A 19,604-nucleotide genomic window follows, 5' to 3' on the forward strand; every position below is an offset into this window, starting at 1 on the left:
GAAAAATGATGACCATAATGAGGTCAATTCATTAAATTCCGATATATTTTTCTATTTATTGTGATATTAATCTAAAAGTGAATGTTCACCTTTTTGTTGAGTATTAAATTTTTTGCTGTACAATCTGCGTTAGGTACTTATTATGGAATTTGGCAATGAAAAGAGAACAAACCATAGCGAATCTCTACCAGCTCGCCGAGCAAACTCAACAGGTGCAAGCTGACCGAATTGAAATTGTTTTAGAAGAACGTAGTGATGACCATTTCCCAGCGATGTCAAAAGCGCTAATGGAAACTCGTTCAGGCTTAACACGCCGTAAGCTAGATGATGCCATTTCCAAAATGGAACAAGCTGGCCATCAATTTACTAAAAACAATGCTAATCACTATTCAATTTCTTTAGCGGAAGCCCACATGCTCATGGATGCCGCTGGTGTGCCTAAGTTCCACCAAAGGAAAAAGCATGGTGATCATAAGCCTTGGGTCATAAATGTTCAGAACCAAAAGGGGGGGACAGGTAAATCAATGACGGCTGTCCATCTAGCCGCGTGCCTCGCCCTGAATTTGGATCAGCGTTACCGTATCTGCTTGATTGACTTAGATCCGCAAGGTTCATTACGGTTATTTCTCAACCCGCAAATAAGTTTATCAGAGCACAGTAATATCTATTCTGCCGTTGATATTATGTTAGACAACGTGCCTGAAGACACTGAAGTGGACAAGGCGTTCTTACATAAGAACGTGATGTTGCCAACCCAATATCCCAATTTAAAAACCATCTCTGCATTTCCTGAAGATGCAATGTTTAACGCAGAAGCGTGGCAGTATCTTTCGCAAAACCAATCGCTTGATATTGTTCGACTGCTGAAAGAGAAACTTATCGATAAGATTGGCGATGATTTTGACATCATTATGATTGATACTGGCCCACACGTTGATCCATTGGTATGGAATGCAATGTATGCTTCCAATGCATTACTGATCCCGTGCGCGGCTAAGCGATTAGATTGGGCGTCAACCGTCAATTTCTTTCAACACCTTCCTACGGTTTATGAAATGTTTCCAGAAGATTGGAAAGGGTTAGAATTTGTACGTTTGATGCCGACGATGTTTGAAGATGATAATAAAAAGCAAGTCTCGGTATTAACGGAAATGAATTACCTGTTGGGTGATCAAGTCATGATGGCGACGATTCCGCGTAGCCGAGCATTTGAAACCTGTGCTGACACCTACAGCACCGTTTTTGATCTCACCACCAGCGATTTTGAAGGTGGTAAAAAGACGCTAGCGACTGCGCAAGACGCTGTGCAAAAAAGTGCACTGGAGCTTGAGCGAGTGCTTCACAGTCATTGGTCATCACTAAATCAGGGGTAAGTAAAACATGGCAATTAAAACGTCTGAACTAAATGCGAAACTGTTTGGTAAAGCGAATAAGCGACGTGCAACCACCCCGCAAGAAGCCCAAACGGCAGCGAAAGAACAAGCGCAAATCATCGAATTGGCGGTTGCGGGAGAAGAGTTAGTCACTTTCGAACTGGTCAGGATTCCCGCTGAGCAAGTAGCGGAAAAGACGATTGTTTTTACGCAGAATGCGCGTGAACAAGCTTTTCTGAATGAGCATGCTCTATCTGATGTATTGAGTACATTACGTGAGCGTGGTCAGCAATATCCTGCGGTTGGTCGTAAAACCGCTGGGGGCAAAATTGAAGTCCTTGATGGCAGCCGTCGTCGAATGTCTTGTATCTTGGCGGGTAAAGAATTTTTGGTTTATGTTGCTGAAGACATAAACTCGGAACATGCGAAGTTTCTTTCGGATGTGGCAAACGCGCACAAGCCGCTTTCTCTTTATGAGAAGGGTAAAGAGATGCAAGCGAAGCTGGATAACGGTGAAGCGGAAGACCAAAAAGCTTTAGCTAAGATATTTCAGTGCAGTGAGGCCCTAGTAAGTGGTGCTCTAAAAGCAGCGGCTTTGCCACTTGAGCTGTTGCAAGCTTATCCAAATGTGGTTGAATTAGGTCGTCCAACCATAGTTAAATTGCATAAACAATTTAATGAACTCGATGCAAAGCAACAAGCAAATTTGTTGGAAAAGTGTCAATCTGAAGATGGATTTGTTTGGCAGCGTAGTAGCGTACAAGGTGTTGCCCGATTGACGAAAGAAGTCACAGAGACAATTGAGTCTTGGATACAAGAGTTGTTGCCACCTAAGCGCACTGAGCATGTAAAAATTGATCTGATCAAAGGCCGCGTAAGTTACAGTCGTAAAGGCAGTAATTTAGCGCTTAATTTGAAAAAGGTGGATGATGCTACGGTGCAAGAAATATTAGATTTTATCCAATCTAAGCTTGATTAAGCATCCATCATGTAAAGACTAAAAAACCCGCCATGGCGGGTTTTTTAGTAACTAAGTCTATTCAGTTCGAATCTATTGATTTCTTAAACGCTGCCAGTATTTTTCGTAGATAGCGAGCGCTTCAGGCCCAACATCATTAATGAATTCCCCTTTAGCCATATCTTCATCGGCTGGAAAAATCGTTGGATTGTCGCGAAGTTCTGCTGGAAGCAACGCTCGGCCGCTTTTTGTTGCCGATGCATAACCTAAGCTATTCACAATCTCAGCTTGGTTCTCTGCTTGATACATGAAGTTGATGAATTTATGCGCCAACGCTTTGTTGTTGCTGCCTGATGGAATAGTAAAGTTATCCATCCACAAGACTGCGCCTTCTTCCGGCATTACAAATTTTAGCTCTGGCATCTCAACTTGGCCTTGGTAGGCATTCCCGTTCCATTGCATCCCTAACGCTGCTTCACCTGAGACATAAGGCACATGTGGCGCATCAGAGTTATACAACAGTACATTATCTTTTAACGCGACCAATGATTGGTAGGCTTTTTCAATCTCTTTTTCATTTTTTGTATTAATACTGAAGCCATTTAAGATCAGCGCCATACCAAAGACATCGCGAATATCGTCAATCAACATCACTTGTTGGTTATATTTCTTATCCCACAAATCAGCCCAGCGAGAGACACCTTCTGGTACTAATGCTTCGTTATAGCTGAGGCCAGTGATCCCCCAAATATAGGGCAGGGAATAACTATTTTTGGGATCGTGTGCTTGGCCGAGTAGTGAAGGCATGGCATCTTTCATGTTCGGGATTTGTGCATGATCCAGCTCGGTTAGTAACCCTTCACGTCCCATTTTTTCAATGAAATACGCTGAGGCAAAAACCACATCATAACCGCCACCTTTGAGCAACTTGAGCTTGGTATACATTGACTCGTTATTTTCAAAGGTCGAATAGTTAATCGTTACCCCTTCCTGCTGCTCAAACTGCTTGAGGGATTTTTCTGGAAGATATCCTCCCCATGCATAAACGTTGAGTGTTTTGTTGTCTGCGCTTACGTGTGAAGAAGTTAGAGCTGCTGCCAAAACCAATCCTTTGATGAAAGTTTTCATTGCATTTGAATTCCTTAAATAGCCCAGAAGTGTACTGGGGTGTAGGTGAATAATTAGTTAAAAATGGTCACGATTAAAGCAAATATAATTTGTCGTAAAGAAAAATATTTTTAACGACGCACAGTGATTATAGCGGCTGTGCTACCATTGCGTTTCAGCGAGGTGGCGTAAATATGAACATGATAGCGGCTTATTTAGATGATTTGATGGTGCAGGCTGAGAATAGCCTATGGCGTATGGGGCTCTTAATCCGTGGTGAGCCTCAATGGCAACAACACGTGCTTATGCATTTTCTCGCAAAAAATGAGGGGCAAGCCATATTTCAGTTAGGTGGAGAACCGTTACCATGCGTTCGTTATGCCCCCTTCAACAAAGGGCAGCAGTTTCTTGGTCAAGAGTGCCATTTACTTATTTGTGACAATCACCATGGTTTTGATGCGAACAGTTTCAGTGCTGCGCTGGGTTCACTGGTCGGTGGTGGGTTACTGTTGATCATTGAAGCCCCTCAGCGTAACGACTCTTTTGCTGAGCGCTGGTTAACGCGAGCGTTCGAACAGCTTGTTGTTATAGAACAGAATCAACCTTGCCCTCCTTTACCCGTATATCCACGAGTCAGCTCTCAATCACCGATTTATGAACAGCAAGTTGATGCGGTTTCAGCAATTCTTCGTGTGATGGATGGGCATCGCAAGCGACCATTGGTTCTCACTGCCGATCGGGGACGAGGGAAAAGTAGTGCGCTTGGTATTGCTGCGGCTAAATTGATGGCGTCTCGTTCATTAGATATTGTGGTCACGGCACCCTCAATCCATGCCGTAGCGCCGATATTTGAACATGCGGCTAAAGGTTTAGCAGGCGCTCACGTCACCAGACAATCCCTTACTTGGCAAAACTCGTCATTGACGTTTGTGGCACCGGATGAGCTGATTTTGCATCGGCCACAATGTGATCTCCTATTGGTAGATGAAGCGGCCGCGCTGCCTTTATCAATGTTAAAAAACTGGGTTGAACACTATCATCGTGCGGTCTTCTCTACCACCATTCATGGCTACGAAGGGTGTGGGAGAGGGTTCACGCTTAAGTTTCAAACTTGGTTAGCACACCATCGAGCTGGGACTCGAACTCTCCATTTAGATCAGCCGATCCGTTGGCGTCAGGGTGATCCGTTAGAAGCGTGGCATTACGATACTTTCCTCCTTCGTTATGATTTAGCTACATTGCCGACGATGACATCAGAACAGTTAGCGACACTTAACATTGAGCATCTGGATAAGGCTCAACTCATTGCCAACCCGACACGCTTAGCCGCTATTTTTTCGTTATTAGTGAATGCTCATTACCAGACATCACCGAACGATCTATTTCATTTTTTAGCGGACGATAAAGTTCAGCTAGTTGCTGCAATGGTAGACGAGGTTTGTGTCGGTTGTTTGCTGACAGTACGTGAAGGTGGGCTTTGTAACGCTTTAGTGGAAGAGATCCAACGAGGAAAGCGACGTCCTAAAGGTCATCTAGTTCCTGTTTGCTTAGCTAATCAAGTTGGTATTACGCAGGCAGCGCAGAGTGTTTGTCAGCGCATCATGCGTATTGCAGTTCATCCCGAATTACAAAATCAAGGGTTGGGCAGCCGCTTGATTGAAGCGTGCATGTTAGAAAATGATGCCGACTATTTAGCGACGAGTTTTGGCGTAACGAGCGATTTAATGGTTTTTTGGGCTAAGAACCAATTTGTTCCGATAAAACTAGGGAGCCACAGAGACAGTGCGAGCGGCTGTTTTTCCTTAATCATGGTCCAAGCGAAAAAATTGGATTGGTTAACTCGGGCAGAACAGATTTTCGAACAGCATTTCATTTTCTCGCTATCTGATTCTTTGCAAAGTTTAGAGCCGGCTTTGGTTCGGACCATCTTGTCATTGGTCCGAGATCGTGTCGCATGCGCGGATTCAAATGAAGTTAATTTCCTACCTTATTCATTGCTGCGTTGTTACGCACAAGGCGGTGCGGATTATGAGAGTGTGAGTGTATGGATTCATCGACTAATTACTTCATTGGATAAAGCTGCTCTATCACGATTATCTGATGTACTTATTGTCAAAGTATTGCAAAGGAAAAGCTGGCAAGAGTGTGCCAGTCAATTAAACTTCACTGGACGGAAAATGATTGAGGCTACCCTCCGTCATGACCTCAATCGACTATTAGATGATTTACACTGTAAAGTGGATCATTCAACGCAATGAACTGCAGCCAATTTACAGTGTAAAGCGTGAATAATGTAAGAGCAGACACCTTCTCCAGATGTACTGTGCTTGTCATATGACAAAAAAGTCCTACTACTTACGTCTTAAGAGTAGGATTTTTTTGTTCTAGTCACAGAATAAAAAAATCCAAACTATATTAATGAGTTAACCATACGGTCCCCCTTATTGTGAGGTTTTTATTTTTGTTCCTAACGTGTTCAATCATTTGCTAAATGAGTATTCCCTCCTACACTCAAAGTCAGGTGTTCTCATAAAAAATAGAATATAAATAGTACATAAGGATGAGATATGGATCTTTTGTTGGCGGAGTCTTTGGAAATTTCAACGGTACTAGATTCCAAAGCAAATTATCTTCAATGGCTAAGCCTAACTCCTCCTTTAACAATAGATGCATCACGAGTCAATAGCGTGGATGCTGCCGGTCTGCAACTGCTTGCTTCTTTGTTTATGACAGCAGAGCGAGCTGGAATTGAGATCACTTTAGTTAACGCAACAAACACGCTCAATGAAGGTATTGCGCTACTGGCTTTAGAAAGCTTGTTCGCAGAGTAATGAGATTTTGCAAGGAAGGGGCTATGACAAAGATCCTCGCGGTTGATGATTCGGTTTCAATTCGTCAAATGCTAAGCCATACATTGAAAGATGCAGGCTATGAAGTTGAAACTGCTATTGATGGAAGTGATGCATTACGTAAGGCACAACAAACCAAATTTGATGTTGTTATTTCGGACGTCAACATGCCAGTGATGGGTGGTTTTGAGTTAGTTAAAGCGATACGTGGTAATGCTCAATATAAGTTTATTCCTATTTTGATGCTAACCACCGAAACGAGTATGGAAAAGAAACAAGAAGGAAAACTCGCTGGAGCTACAGGATGGTTGGTTAAACCGTTCAACCCTGAGACGCTATTGAAAACACTAAAACGGGTCATATAGAACACCGTATTTTATTAGAAGCTTCATTCGTTAAACGACGTTAACTGGCAGGAAGAGCTATGGCTTTAGACATGGAACTGTTGCGCAAGATGTTTTACGAAGAGTGTCGTGAAAATCTTGAAGTGCTTGAAAATGTACTGCTTAATCTTGACCCTAATCAGGTTGAGAAAGAGACTATTAATACCATTTTTCGAGCTGCCCATTCGATTAAAGGTGGCGCGGCGACCTTTAGTTTACTGGATATCAGTGAATTTACCCACTCTGTCGAAGCGTATCTTGACCTCGTCCGTAACGAAAAATCAACTCTCACCGCTCAAAGTGTGGACATTTTACTGAAAAGCGGTGATTGCATTCGCAATATGCTCGCGGGGCATGAGAGCCATGATGAGGTTGATAGTGAGCTTCAGCAGAGAGTCAGCCAGTCGCTGCATGCTTTACTTGCCGATAATTCAACGGTTGATCATGAACTAGCAGACCATCACCCGCTTGACGCCGAAGATGAACAGACGTCATCGCTCTTAAAGGCTTCTGACAACGAGAACCACTTAGGTTGGAAAGTCGTTTTTACTCCGCATAGAGAACTTTATTTCAGTGGTAATGATCCACTTCGGTTGCTGCGAGAGCTTTATGAACTGGATGATCAGTGCAGGGCGGAAGCTCAGCTTGAACACCTTCCCGAATTGGCGGAAATAGAGGCTGAGCTTTGTTATTTAAGCTGGACTATTTTTCTCAGTAGCCAAGTGCAAGAGAGTGATATTCGCGAAATTTTTGAATGGGTTGAAGATGAATGTGACCTAATTGTTGAACCTTTAGTACCAGAATCGACGACCCAAGATATGATCAGCGAGAGCAAGGAATCGTTGGCCGAGGCGCTACCTACGTTTCATGCGAACGCTGTTCCCCCTACAGAATCAGCAGAGCAAGTTGATCTCATAAAACCCATCGATCTCATAAAATCAATAGAGTCTACGCCCGCTGTTGCGCCCAAAGTGGCGAAAGCAGAATCCAGCGTAAGCTCTATTCGCGTCGATATTGAGAAAGTCGACAGCCTGATTAATTTGGTTGGGGAACTTGTTATCACCCAATCAATGCTGACCGAAATCGGCAACGATTTCACCATGGATAAATTAGAAAAGTTGCAAGCAGGCCTAGTTCAGCTTTTACAAAACAGTAAAGATTTACAAGAAAATGTGCTCAATATTCGCATGCTGCCGATGAGCTTTGCTTTTAGCCGCTTTCCTCGCCTTGTGCGAGACTTGTGCGGCCGACTTGAAAAAAAAGTAGAACTGAACATCATTGGCGAGCACACCGAGCTCGATAAAACCGTCCTTGAACGTATTGTTGATCCATTGGTTCATTTAGTCAGAAATGGTATTGACCACGGAATTGAGCAGCCACACATTCGCCTTGAACAAGGCAAACCAGAAATCGGCACCATTGAACTACATGCTTATCATCAAGGTGGCTCGATAGTGATCGAAGTGAAAGATGATGGCGCGGGGATAAACTGTGAAAGAATATTTCAAAAGGCGCTAGAAAAAGGTGTATTACCTAAAGATACACGGCGTGAAGATATCACCGACAAACAGATCCTTAACCTTATTTTTGCCGCAGGGTTTTCAACAGCAGAACAAGTGTCTGATATTTCAGGTCGTGGCGTCGGTATGGATGTTGTAAAACGTAATATCGAAGAGTTGGGTGGGCATATTGATGTCGAATCCACGTTAGGTAAAGGCAGCCATTTCACTATCTGTTTACCACTCACTTTAGCCATCCTCGATGGGCAATTGATCAAAGTAGGCGGGGAAGTTTACATCATCCCACTGCTCACCATTATCGAATCTATCCAAATCAACCTAGCTAATGTGAAGTATGCCGCCGGTGGGGTTGAGCTGTACCGGCTTCGTGACGAAAACATTCCTATCTTACGTCTACAAGATGAACTGGAAATGGGATCAAGTGGTGCTTTGCCCGATAGAATACTCTGCTTTGTTGAAGCCGCTGGGTGTCGCGTTGGCTTATTGATTGACGAGCTGCTAGACCAGCAGCAAGTGGTTATAAAGAGCTTAGAGTCAAATTACTGCAAAGTGGCAGGCATATCAGGAGCTACGATTTTGGGAGATGGTTCCGTTTCGCTCATTTTAGATATTCAAGGGTTAATCTCCACGTACTCGAATCGACGTTCAAGTTTATCTCCCAAGATTATTGCCGCTTAGTGAAGGTGACAGGGAAGAGCCATGGAATATGATTATTCACCAAATCATCAACAAGAGAATCAAACACAGAGTGTTTTGAATGCTGTGTATGAAGAAAGAAGCTGTGAGGCCGATTTTCTGAGTTTCCGGTTAGCGAATGAGTTGTACGGGGTAGCAATTCAAGATGTTGAAGAGATTCGAGTGTGGGAGCCACCTACGCCTATTCCTCGCGCGCCTAGCTTTGTGAAAGGTGTGATTAATTTACGCGGCATGATTGTGCCTATTATCGATCTGCGCCTTCGATTTGGTATGGAGGCTTGTGGCTACTTTCCCACGACTGTGGTGTTGGTACTTCGTAGCCTGCAACAAGAGCGGCCTCGTATTATGGGCTTAGTCGTTGATGCAGTGAGTGATGTGATTGGCCAGGGAGATAATGTGCTGTTTCCTGCCGTGGGGGAAACACCTGCCGCTGCGTATTCGCTCGGTTTGCTCAATGTTGGCGAAGAGGTCATGTCACTGCTCGATACCCAAGGGCTCCTTGATATGCACCGAATACTGAGTGAGGAACCCTGATGTCTAAACAAGAGTTTCTTAGTTTCGTGCTGGATAACGATGAGTACGCTGTGCCAATCCTTGAGGTCCGAGAAGTTCGCGGCTGGAGTGATGTGCGCTCTGTACCCAATGCACCGGATTACTTAGTTGGCTTACTCAATATTCGTGGTGAGTACGTACCGATTGTTGATCTTCGAATTCGTTTTCATCTGCCACCTGCACAGATTGGGGCCACGACAGTTGTTATCGTTTTGAATGACGCGCAACGCAATCCGCTCGGCATTATTGTCGACGGTGTTTCAGAAGTGTATGACTTAGCCGCTGAAGAGATAAAACCTGTACCAGCCTTATCCACCACGGTTGAACCACAATTTATGAAGGGAATTGCTAGTGTGGCTAACGGTCATTTGATCCTAATTAATATCGAGACCCTTTTTGATGTACCTGGGTTAAATCAGACATTCGTAGAAGACGCTATTTTGTGAGGGAATACTCATGGCATTTTGGAACCGCAAACCAGAACCAAAAAAATTTGTTGAGCAGATAGAAGATCCATTGGTCGATGAGAATGAAGGGCTCTCCAATCAGCAGCTTCTTTCTGCTCTTAATGCAGCAAAAACCGCATTGATGATGATTAACCGAGATTTTCAAATCACCTATCTCAATAAGCAGTCATTGATCCTACTCAAGCAGCATGAAGTGCTTTTTCAAAGTGTCTGGCCTGATTTTAAAGCTGAAGAGTCGTCATTGATTGGCTACTGCATCGATGGTTTTCACGTCAATCCACAGCATCAACGCCAAATGTTGTCGAATCCAGCCAACTTGCCTTTCACTACCATGATTACTATTAAAGGAGTGAAGATCGAGCTTAATGTTGGCGCCATTATTGATGAAGACGGTATTTATATCGGGAACACATTAGAGTGGCGTGATGTCACTCAAGAGATTGAAAAAGAGCAAGAAATTGGCCGCTTAGCTTCGGCAGTCGAGGGGATGACAACCAACCTAATGATGGCCGATAAAGAGGGTATTATTCAATACTTAAACCCTTCATTGACCAAGTTGATGCGTACAAGAGAAAGTGAGTTGAGGACAGTATTAACAAGCTTTGACGTCAATAATCTGGTCGGACAAAATATCGATATCTTTCATAAAAATCCGGGCCATCAACGTAGCATTATTGCCAACCCTGATCGTTTGCCATTTTCATCCAACATCAAAGTGGGGGCGCTGCAATTTAATTTAACTTGTATTGCGATGCACAATCACAAAGGGGAATACATTGGCCCTGCATTGCAATGGATCGATATTACCGAACAACAAGATGGTCAATACCAAGTAGAGAGCCTCATTCAAAAAGCGATCGCAGGGCAGTTGAATGAACGAATTGATACCACTGTGTACAGCGGATTTATGCGGGAGTTGGGCGAGGGGATTAATAACTTGCTTGATACCTTAGTTTCACCGCTGGCTCAGTGTATTGACGTCATGAGTAAAGTGGCGGATGGCGATTTGAATACCAAGATGGAAGAGGGTAGCCAAGGTGAGTTTGGTCAACTGCAAAATGCGGTCAATACCTCGATTGCTAACCTGCGCGATATGGTTGAAAAAATCACCATTTCTTCTGCCAGAGTGGCTACGGCGTCAACAGAAATCGCGCAAGGCAATAATGATTTGAGCCAACGGGTGGAAGCTCAAGCATCCAATTTAGAAGAAACGGCCGCGAGTATGGAAGAGATGACAGCGACCGTGCGCCAAAATGCAGATAACGCCAAAGGTGCGAACGATCTAGCGAGTGATGCTGCCAAAAAAGCCAGTAAAGGTGGTGAAGTGGTGGGGCAAGCGATCTCGGCCATGTCGGAAATTAATCGTTCGAGTAAGAAGATTGCCGATATTATTGGAGTGATAGACGAGATAGCCTTTCAAACCAATTTATTGGCTTTGAACGCAGCGGTAGAAGCGGCAAGAGCCGGAGAACAAGGGCGTGGATTTGCTGTTGTTGCTGGAGAGGTTCGAAACCTTGCGCAGCGTAGCGCAGCAGCGGCGAAAGAGATTAAAGGGCTGATTAAAGATAGTGTTGAGAAAGTAGAAGAGGGATCGCGTTTAGTTGATGAGTCAGGAGCAACATTGAATGAGATTGTGGACGCTGTAGCAAAAGTATCTGATCTCATCGCCCAAATTGCATCATCCAGTATTGAACAATCGACGGGCATTGACGAAATCAATCGTGCAATTACAGCCATGGATGAGATGACGCAGCAAAATGCCTCTCTTGTTGAACAAACCTCTGCGGCCAGCCAATCGTTGAAAGATGAAGGGAAAGAGCTGATTAGCTTGATGAGCTATTTCACCACCGATGACAACATCAAAACGTTCGAGCCCAAAAGAACACCCATCTCCGCCCATCAACCCAAACCCAAGGTCAAGAAAGTGGCAGACATTAAAGCCACCAATAACGTTGTCAATTCTGGGCTCAACCTCAATGAGGATGGAGATGAATGGGAAGAGTTCTAACAGATAGCCATCCAATCATGATGAACAATGACCAAGAATTTGAACTCACCGCAAAGGATTTCAAATTCATCCAGTGGTTTATGCACAAAACGGCCGGCATTTACTTGTCGGATGCTAAGCGAGCGATGGTTTACGGCCGTTTGAGCCGTCAGATGCGTCGACGGGGGATTCAGCGTTTCTGTGATTACAAGGAGCTTATTGAGCATAATGAGCAAGAGCGGATCCACTTCATCAATGCGTTAACGACTAACAAAACCCAGTTTTTTCGCGAGTATCACCACTTTGAGTTTTTAGAAAAAGTACTGCTCGATGAGTGGCGATCACAGGGCGTGCGTCATCCTAAAATTTGGTCTGCTGGCTGCTCTAGTGGTGAAGAGCCATACAGCTTTATTGCGTCGTTATACAGCAGCGGTTTATTTGATTTCGCAGACAATGTTGATATCTACGCAACAGATTTAGACACACAGGTTTTGGCACATGCGCAAGCGGGCATTTATACCGATGAGGCTGTGGTTACTATTCCACAGCACTATCTTAAAAAGTGCTTTGTAAAAGGGCGCGGTATCAAACAGGGAAAAATAAAAATCGCCAGTCAATTGCAACGTTTTGTCCATTTTCAGCAACTGAATTTATTATCTCCTTGGACGCTACCTAAGAATTTAGACCTCATTTCGTGCCGAAACGTGATGATCTACTTTGATAAACCCACGCAGGAGGCTTTGATCGAAAGGTTCTATGAATGGTTGAAACCGAATGGGATTTTATTTTTGGGTCATTCAGAAAGTGTGGGGCGCTGTGCTGATGTTTTTCATCATCTCGGCCACACCATTTACGTGAAAAAATGAGGAACAATTAATGACCTCGTTGGCGATGCATTTGGCAACCGACAATCGGAATTTCAGCCGATTTTATCATCCCCAACAAAAAGTGGATTGGGTAAAGGTTTTGCCCGGTGGGTTGTACTGTACGATGCGACAAGAGGTCATTTGTACCGGTTTAGGTTCTTGCGTTACCGCCTGTATGTGGGACCAAGCGGCCAAAGTTGGAGGGATGAACCATTTTTTATTGCCTTTTGATCAGCATTCACAAATTGATCACTGGCATCCTGATGATATTGCTTCAACCGCCTCTCGTTATGGTTGCTATGCGATGGAGCTACTGATTAATCAGTTGATCAAAATGGGGGCTGAGCGTCAGCGCTTACGAGTAAAACTCTTTGGTGGAGCACAAATGCTGGGTTTTAAAGCCATGATTGGCCAGAAAAACATAGATTTCATCAAAAACTATGTTGAGCAAGAAAGGCTTATTGTCGAAGCCAGTGACTTGGGGGGGGACGAACCGAGAAAAGTCATTTTCGAACCCATGACAGGTAAAGTGTGGCTAAAAAGAATTCCATTGACCGAAGTGAGCCGGTTAAGTTTTCAAGAAAAGGTTTATGCCACACAGTTGGATCGTAAAGCGCATAAAGAGAGTGATGATGTGGAGCTATTTAAATGAAAAAAATCAAAGTGCTGATTGTCGATGATTCTCCCGTTTTTAGAGCACTGCTCTGCGAGCTGATTAATGCTGACCCTATGTTAGACGTCGTCGCAATGGCACAAGATCCTTACCAAGCCCGAGAGCTTATCAAGCAGCACAACCCTGATGTGCTAACGCTAGATATTGAAATGCCAAAAATGAATGGCGTGCAATTTTTAAAAAATATTATGCGGTTACGCCCTATGCCGGTAGTGATGATTTCAACCTTGACCCAGCATGGCGCTCAAGCCACGTTAGAAGCATTAGAGCTTGGTGCAGTGGATTACTTTCCTAAACCGTCGGTCGAAAACACGGCTGAAATGGCAAGTTATAGGGAGCTGGTGAACGACAAAATAAAAATGGCGGCAGGGGCAAATGTCGTTCAATCGCATCATTCTGCGGCGGTTAATCAGGTCGAACTGATAGCGACTAGCCACCAAGAGGCGCGTTATCAGTTGATCGCGATTGGAGCCTCAACGGGCGGAACAGAAGCATTAAAAAGCATATTCTCTGTTTTACCAGCAGGGTTGCCACCGATCGTGATCACTCAACATATCAGTGCGATGTTTACTCGCCCCTTTGCAGAGCGTTTGAATCTTTGTAGCGCCGTAGAGGTGAGAGAGTTGTCCGCTAATCAAGCGCCTTTAGTGAATGGATGCGCTTATGTTGCTCCCGGAGATAAGCATCTGATGGTGATAAAAAAAGGCACTCACCTTTACTGTCAAGTTGACGATAGACCTGCGGTCAATCGTCATAAACCTTCAGTAGATGTGATGTTTGATACGGTTGCTGAAAATGTGGGAGACAAAGCCATCGGTATCCTCTTAACCGGGATGGGTAAAGATGGAGCGCAAGGCATGCTCAAAATGAAGTTGTGTGGCGCATTGACTTTAGCTCAAGACGAAAAAACATCAGTGGTGTGGGGAATGCCCAAAGCGGCAGTAGAGATTGGCGCAACACAGAATATCAAAGCGTTAAATGCCATACCACAATGGATTTGTGATGAGCTCTATCGCTAGTGTTGTCTCATTAAATAAGCTCAACATAGAGAAGCAAGGAATGGGTGATGATAAATAAAACAGTGACACCAAAAGCAAAATATATTTTAGCTTTAGTTTTGCAGCTAATGGCCCTTTTTGCCGTCATGCTTCACTCCCCTAATTTATGGAGCATGGGGCTAATGATTTTTGCGGCAGCAATACCTTGGCTAGTATTGTCTATGAATTTTAGTGAACAAAACAAAGCTAAAGCCAACCAAAATAAGGTTGAAGAAGAGTCCACTCTTGAAACGCAGCAACATCTACAGAGTATTGAAAAACTGTTCAAAGAGACGCTACCTAAAGTGAGTAGCCCTTTAACTATGCAGCACACCGTGATTGAAGGTTCAGTAGAGACATTAAATAACGCATTTTTTGGCTTGCAAGATATCAGCCAAAAACAGAGTCACGTTTCAAGTACCTTGGTCAATAACTTATTGGCAAACCAAGGCAGCGAATATGATCTCACCACCGTACTACCAAAGACTGAGGCGATTATTGATGGCTTTGTACAAATTCTGATTGATATTTCGGAGAAAAGTATTTCAGCGGTACACAGCATTCACGACATGTCAGAAAAATTGGATATGGTATTTAAACTGTTAAATCAAGTGAGAAGCCTATCGGAACAGACCAACTTATTGGCGCTGAATGCGGCGATTGAAGCGGCGCGAGCGGGCGAGGCAGGGCGAGGCTTCGCGGTCGTGGCTCAAGAGGTGCGCGACTTGTCGGTTAAAGCAAGAACGCTGAATACTCAAATTGAATCAGAAATTAATGTTGCTCAACAAACAGTACAAAGAGCAAACAAAACCGTTGGCGAAATGGCATCGATAGATATGACTCACGTGATTGAGTCGAAAGAGAAAGTGGACCACATGCTACGTGGTGTCCAACAAGTGAATATAGAAATAGAGCAAGAAGTGCAAAAAATTCAAGAATTAGGACAAGAATTAACCCAGCAAGTGAGTAATGGCGTCCGTGCCCTTCAATTTGCTGACATTGTGGTTCAACAAAGTGATTATGCGCATGCGTCTATTGATTATTTGCAAGAAGCAAATGAGTTATTGAACGCTTTACTAACACAAAGCATGACTAAAGCAGCATGGGCAGAACAACTTCACCAATTGACAGAGCGCCTGCACAATCGAAGTGGTCCCGCCGCAATCCAAACTAATATGGATGAAGGCGAAGTCGAGCTTTTCTAGGAGGGAGTACGATGAGTATAGAAACTGAAATAGATAGCAATGCGAAACACATTACTATCGCGATTGAGGGTGCTTTTGGCTTTAACCTAGTTAAAGAATTTCGTAATAGTTATTCACCCTATCGAGGTTTTAGATTCACCATTGATTTACGCAAGGTGGACTATATTGACAGTGCTGGTCTTGGCATGCTGCTCAATATGCAGAAATATCTTGAGCAAAGTGATGGCATGATCCGAATTACCAATACCTTACCCCAAATAAGGAAAATCTTACTGATTTCTCGATTTGATAAAAAATTTAGTATCGAATAATGCTTAAGGAGTGAGCCGATGCGCGTAACGATTGTTGATGACCATAAATCAAATAGAGAGCTCTGTCGGTTTATTTTATCGCCTATTGTTGAGCACATAGATACCTTCGAAAATGGCGCTGATGCTGTTGAGGCGATGCTCGTCATGGACGTCTTACCCGACGTTATTTTGTTAGATGTGATGATGCCAGTTAAAGATGGTTTCACCACCGCAAAAGAGATCCGCGACTCTTTTCCAAATCACCATATCCCAATTATATTTTTGACCGTGCTTGATGATCATGATTCGTTTGAACGTTGCTTATCGCTGGGCGATGATTTTATTCTTAAACCAGTAGAGCGAAGCGTACTGCTCGCTAAAGTGCAGGCTCATTACCGTATTGTGAAAATGCATAATGAAGTTACTCAACAGCGAGATAAACTCAATTATTTCAACGAACAAGTACAATATGACTACGCCATCGCCGAATCCATTTTCACCAACTTAATGGAGGAGATGAGTGCAAAAGTCAGCAATATCTATGGCATCAGTTATATCTCCACACCTTCGACCATTTTTAATGGTGATCTCATCATTGTGGCGAACCGGCCCTATGGTGGCGTCTACATCATGATCGCCGATGCTACTGGGCATGGATTACCTGCCGCGATTTCAACGATCCCTGCTACGCGTACTTTTTTTTCAATGGCTGAAAAAGGGATGTCGCTTGGTGAAATGGTCGCTGAACTTAATAGTGCGCTGGTAAAGTTTTTGCCTGTTGGCATGATGCTTGCGGCCAGTGTATTTGAGATACGAGCCAACGGCTTCGAGGTTTCGTGGTGGGGAGGTGGTTTGCCTGATGGTTATTTACTGGATGAAGAGAGCAACATCGTTCGTCGTCTCGTTTCCACACATATGCCACTGGGAGTTCTGGATGCTGATGAATTTGAAGTAAATTTAGTTCATCTCAAATTAAAACCTAACCAAACTATCCTCTGTTATACCGACGGCATTACCGAAGCGATGAATGAACACGGGGAACAATTTGGCCAGTTGCGACTCGAACAAGTTTTGCAACGGAACGGTAAGACTCAGATTTCAGATTTGTACGATGAAGTATGCCAGTTTTCCAATCGTGGCCATGGTGATGATCTCTCAATTCTTTCAATGACATTTCCAATTACCAATAATAATGAAATATTAGCGTCGCAAAAAAAACAGTTTCTTAGCCATATACCAATGCAAAGCCATCTCTTTTTTCCTGCTTCAATTCTTAAAAAGATTTCAATTATGGTCGAGATGCGTAACATTGTTCGCGGTTTTATCAGTGGTGGCGAGCATCTTGACCTCGTTTGCTCTGTATTGTCAGAACTGTTTGCCAATGCCATTGAGCATGGGTTATTAAAACTTAATTCCTCACTAAAAGATGACCCAGATGGATTTCTCACTTTTTACCAACGACGTGAAGAGTGTATGGATGAGTTAGATGAATCGTTATGGATTAAACTAGACATTGATTATGACCCAACGGTGGGACAATTGAGCTTTTCACTTGAGCATAATGGCGAAGGCTTTGACTACCAACATACGGTTGCAGACGGCAACTGTACACACGGTCGAGGGATTATTTTGGTCTCTAAATTGTGTGAGTCATTGGAATATTCAAAAGATGGTTGCACTGTTAGGGTGACTTACGCCTTTAACAGTAAACATGATTTTCCGATATTGTCTTAATACTGAACAGATTATTTACACTGTAAAATTCTGCGTAACTCATTCTTTCGTTTATTTTTAGGTTATATGGTTCGTTTCGTCGTGACTAAGTGATGTAGCCCTTAATTTGGTTGCCTAAAGATTTAGTCCATACTGTAAATTGTATACACTGCCATATGAACGGAATCTAACCATATGGGTTAAGTAGTATGTGGAAACGCTTAATTTCGCTTTCAGAGGACAAAAAACAAGTCATTGCCCAGTTGCCTGGGACGGAGTCCATCGACAAAAATTTTGACCAAGCAGGCTTGAAAGAAGCATTGTTTGAGTTATCTGCATCGACATTTTTCTTAAATGAAACTGAAGTTACCCGCTTTATCAACTGTGCAAAAGAGGGTAAGGGTGAAGCATTCTCTGGAATCACCATTGCAGAGAAAAAGAACGCTTCGGTTGAGATTGAATTTAGTGATCGAGATATGTTAGCCAGCATGGTCGTGACGGGTGCATATGGTGGCAGAGCATTGCGCGGTAGTGAGTTGGTGTATGCATTGGCTCATTCCCACGTGACAAAAGGCATCAACAAACTGGCTTTAAAGAAAGTGTTAATGGTAAGTAATACCTTGAAGCCAGGGGAAGTATACACTCAGCCTGTTGCGCAGGGGCGCGAACCCATTCAAGGTAAAGACGCACGATTTGTTCCTTTGGTTGAGGATGTCAGTAAGCGCGTGTTAGCACCGACCAAAAAGCAAGGACAGAACAAAATTGATATGCGCAACTTAGGTGAAACCATCACTGTTGGTCAAGATGATGAAGTGATGCGTCGAATTCCTGCAACCAAAGGAACGCCAGGCTATACCGTGCAGGGAAAAGTGCTGGATCCTAAACCAGGTAAAGACTCAGCCTTAGTTGCAGGAAAGGGGTCTTACATCTCACCCAATGACCCGAATGTGCTACTGGCCAGTCAAGCGGGCATGCCTATCCTGAAAAGTAAAACGGTTGATGTCGATAACGCTTTATGTTTAAACAACGTCAGTGTAGCCACTGGCCACGTGAAATTTAAAGGATGTGTTGTCATCACGGGCGATGTCGAGCCTGGGATGATCGTGAGAGCGACGGGCTCAATCACCATCGGTGGGTTTGTTGAGTCTGCTGATGTTCAAGCCCAAGGTAATATTGATGTTGGTAAAGGCATTATTGGCCATACGGTGTTTGATGATGAAGCAAGAACATGCATTATCAAATCAGGAGGCTCTATCACGGCTAACTATGCTCAATTTAGCGAACTGCAAGCGGCAGATGACATCAATTTAGCGGTTCACAGCATGAGCAATGAATTACGCTGTGGCAATGATCTAAAAGTATTAGATAGTAAAGAGAAGCAAGGCACACTCAGCGGTGGTCACGCGAAAGTTGGTGGTAAGATCGTTTGCTTCAATCTAGGCGTTGAAGGCGATACCGCCACGGCTGTGCAGGCTTTTGCTCGTTATGCTGTGTATAAAGAACGGGTCGCGAAACACAAAGAGCATTATAAACAAGCGCAAGAAGCGACGATGGAAGTGATCCGCCGTGAGATTGAATTTAAGAAAAAGCCTAAAGCGGAACGCTTGGAAGAGGAACTGCTAAAAATTGATGAATTTAAGAAACAGACTAATGATCGTTTAGAAAAAGCAAAATTGGCGTTGGATATGCTGGGAGAGGAATTTGAGCAATTGCTCGAAATGAATACGATCGAAGTCAAAAATAAAGTTTATACCCATGTGTCGGTGCAATTTGATGATGAGCGGATCATCACCAAGCGGGCTCATGGCGCTAGTATTTTCTCATTTAACCAGTATGAGATTAAATGTGCCTCGATGCTTGAAGATGAAGATGTCGGAGGGATCTAACATTCTTATCTCAGAGTGCTAAGCAAAAAACGAGGCATTTTG

17 protein-coding genes are annotated in these 19,604 nt (G+C 43.6%); 16 read left to right on the plus strand and 1 reads right to left on the minus strand.

All coding sequences use genetic code 11. From position 1 onward, the window contains the following. The first annotated feature begins 155 nt into the window (after positions 1-155). Together AACT21_RS03105 and AACT21_RS03110 are read left to right on the plus strand one after the other, a co-directional pair. Entirely contained in the window at positions 156-1,373 is a 1,218-nt protein-coding gene (locus AACT21_RS03105; protein WP_026027506.1) for a ParA family protein, read from the plus strand. A 7-nt stretch (positions 1,374-1,380) separates the two neighbouring features. After that, positions 1,381-2,352 carry a ParB/RepB/Spo0J family partition protein gene (locus tag AACT21_RS03110; protein ID WP_017044943.1) on the plus strand — a complete coding sequence of 324 codons (972 nt, stop codon included), beginning with the start codon at positions 1,381-1,383 and terminating at the stop codon, positions 2,350-2,352. Between the two features lie 72 nt (positions 2,353-2,424). On the opposite strand, the gene AACT21_RS03115 is transcribed toward AACT21_RS03110, so the two are convergent. Continuing rightward, on the minus strand, positions 2,425-3,459 hold the full coding sequence (locus AACT21_RS03115) for an ABC transporter substrate-binding protein (protein ID WP_094124552.1): 1,035 nt from the start codon (positions 3,457-3,459) through the stop codon (positions 2,425-2,427). 173 nt (positions 3,460-3,632) lie between these two features. Here AACT21_RS03115 and AACT21_RS03120 point away from each other — a divergent pair, with 173 nt between their 5' ends. The 14 genes from AACT21_RS03120 to AACT21_RS03185 all read left to right on the plus strand — a co-directional run bounded on the left by AACT21_RS03120 (position 3,633) and on the right by AACT21_RS03185 (position 19,562). Further along, a complete protein-coding gene (locus AACT21_RS03120) occupies positions 3,633-5,696 on the plus strand; it encodes a tRNA(Met) cytidine acetyltransferase TmcA (protein ID WP_094163507.1) in 2,064 nt (687 codons plus the stop codon). A gap of 309 nt (positions 5,697-6,005) precedes the next feature. After that, entirely contained in the window at positions 6,006-6,269 is a 264-nt protein-coding gene (locus AACT21_RS03125) for an STAS domain-containing protein (protein WP_013868220.1), read from the plus strand. 23 nt (positions 6,270-6,292) lie between these two features. Next, positions 6,293-6,652 (plus strand): response regulator, encoded by a 360-nt coding sequence (locus tag AACT21_RS03130; protein ID WP_010317272.1) that lies wholly within the window; start codon positions 6,293-6,295, stop codon positions 6,650-6,652. Positions 6,653-6,711: 59 nt separating this feature from the next. Then, positions 6,712-8,868, plus strand: a complete 2,157-nt coding sequence (locus tag AACT21_RS03135; protein ID WP_094163509.1) for a chemotaxis protein CheA — start codon at positions 6,712-6,714, stop codon at positions 8,866-8,868. 21 nt (positions 8,869-8,889) lie between these two features. After that, complete coding sequence (locus tag AACT21_RS03140) at positions 8,890-9,420, plus strand: chemotaxis protein CheW (RefSeq protein WP_017044938.1); 531 nt, start codon at positions 8,890-8,892, stop codon at positions 9,418-9,420. Further along, on the plus strand, positions 9,420-9,884 hold the full coding sequence (locus AACT21_RS03145) for a chemotaxis protein CheW (RefSeq protein WP_017042330.1): 465 nt from the start codon (positions 9,420-9,422) through the stop codon (positions 9,882-9,884). The genes AACT21_RS03140 and AACT21_RS03145 overlap by 1 nt, the downstream gene beginning before the upstream one ends. A gap of 10 nt (positions 9,885-9,894) precedes the next feature. Continuing rightward, positions 9,895-11,913: a methyl-accepting chemotaxis protein gene (locus AACT21_RS03150; protein ID WP_094163511.1), complete on the plus strand. Its 2,019-nt coding sequence runs from the start codon at positions 9,895-9,897 to the stop codon at positions 11,911-11,913. Further along, the gene (locus tag AACT21_RS03155; RefSeq protein WP_017044936.1) at positions 11,898-12,758 is read left to right on the plus strand and encodes a CheR family methyltransferase; all 861 of its coding nucleotides are present in this window, start codon (positions 11,898-11,900) and stop codon (positions 12,756-12,758) included. Before AACT21_RS03150 ends, AACT21_RS03155 begins: the two co-directional genes overlap by 16 nt. A 10-nt stretch (positions 12,759-12,768) precedes the next feature. Beyond that, complete coding sequence (locus AACT21_RS03160) at positions 12,769-13,410, plus strand: chemotaxis protein CheD (RefSeq protein WP_013868213.1); 642 nt, start codon at positions 12,769-12,771, stop codon at positions 13,408-13,410. After that, positions 13,407-14,450 carry a protein-glutamate methylesterase/protein-glutamine glutaminase gene (locus AACT21_RS03165; protein ID WP_094163513.1) on the plus strand — a complete coding sequence of 348 codons (1,044 nt, stop codon included), beginning with the start codon at positions 13,407-13,409 and terminating at the stop codon, positions 14,448-14,450. The genes AACT21_RS03160 and AACT21_RS03165 overlap by 4 nt, the downstream gene beginning before the upstream one ends. Positions 14,451-14,494: 44 nt before the next feature. Continuing rightward, entirely contained in the window at positions 14,495-15,673 is a 1,179-nt protein-coding gene (locus AACT21_RS03170; RefSeq protein ID WP_017044935.1) for a methyl-accepting chemotaxis protein, read from the plus strand. 11 nt (positions 15,674-15,684) lie between these two features. Continuing rightward, positions 15,685-15,984: an STAS domain-containing protein gene (locus AACT21_RS03175; protein ID WP_094163515.1), complete on the plus strand. Its 300-nt coding sequence runs from the start codon at positions 15,685-15,687 to the stop codon at positions 15,982-15,984. 18 nt (positions 15,985-16,002) lie between these two features. Continuing rightward, positions 16,003-17,697, plus strand: coding sequence for an ATP-binding SpoIIE family protein phosphatase (locus AACT21_RS03180; RefSeq protein WP_094163517.1), 1,695 nt, complete (start codon positions 16,003-16,005; stop codon positions 17,695-17,697). Positions 17,698-17,885: 188 nt separating this feature from the next. Continuing rightward, the gene (locus AACT21_RS03185) at positions 17,886-19,562 is read left to right on the plus strand and encodes a DUF342 domain-containing protein (protein WP_094163519.1); all 1,677 of its coding nucleotides are present in this window, start codon (positions 17,886-17,888) and stop codon (positions 19,560-19,562) included. Positions 19,563-19,604: the final 42 nt, after the last annotated feature.

The sequence above is a fragment of the Vibrio sp. V08_P9A1T1 genome (assembly GCF_963874405.1).
In the GTDB taxonomy this organism is placed as follows: domain Bacteria; phylum Pseudomonadota; class Gammaproteobacteria; order Enterobacterales; family Vibrionaceae; genus Vibrio; species Vibrio anguillarum.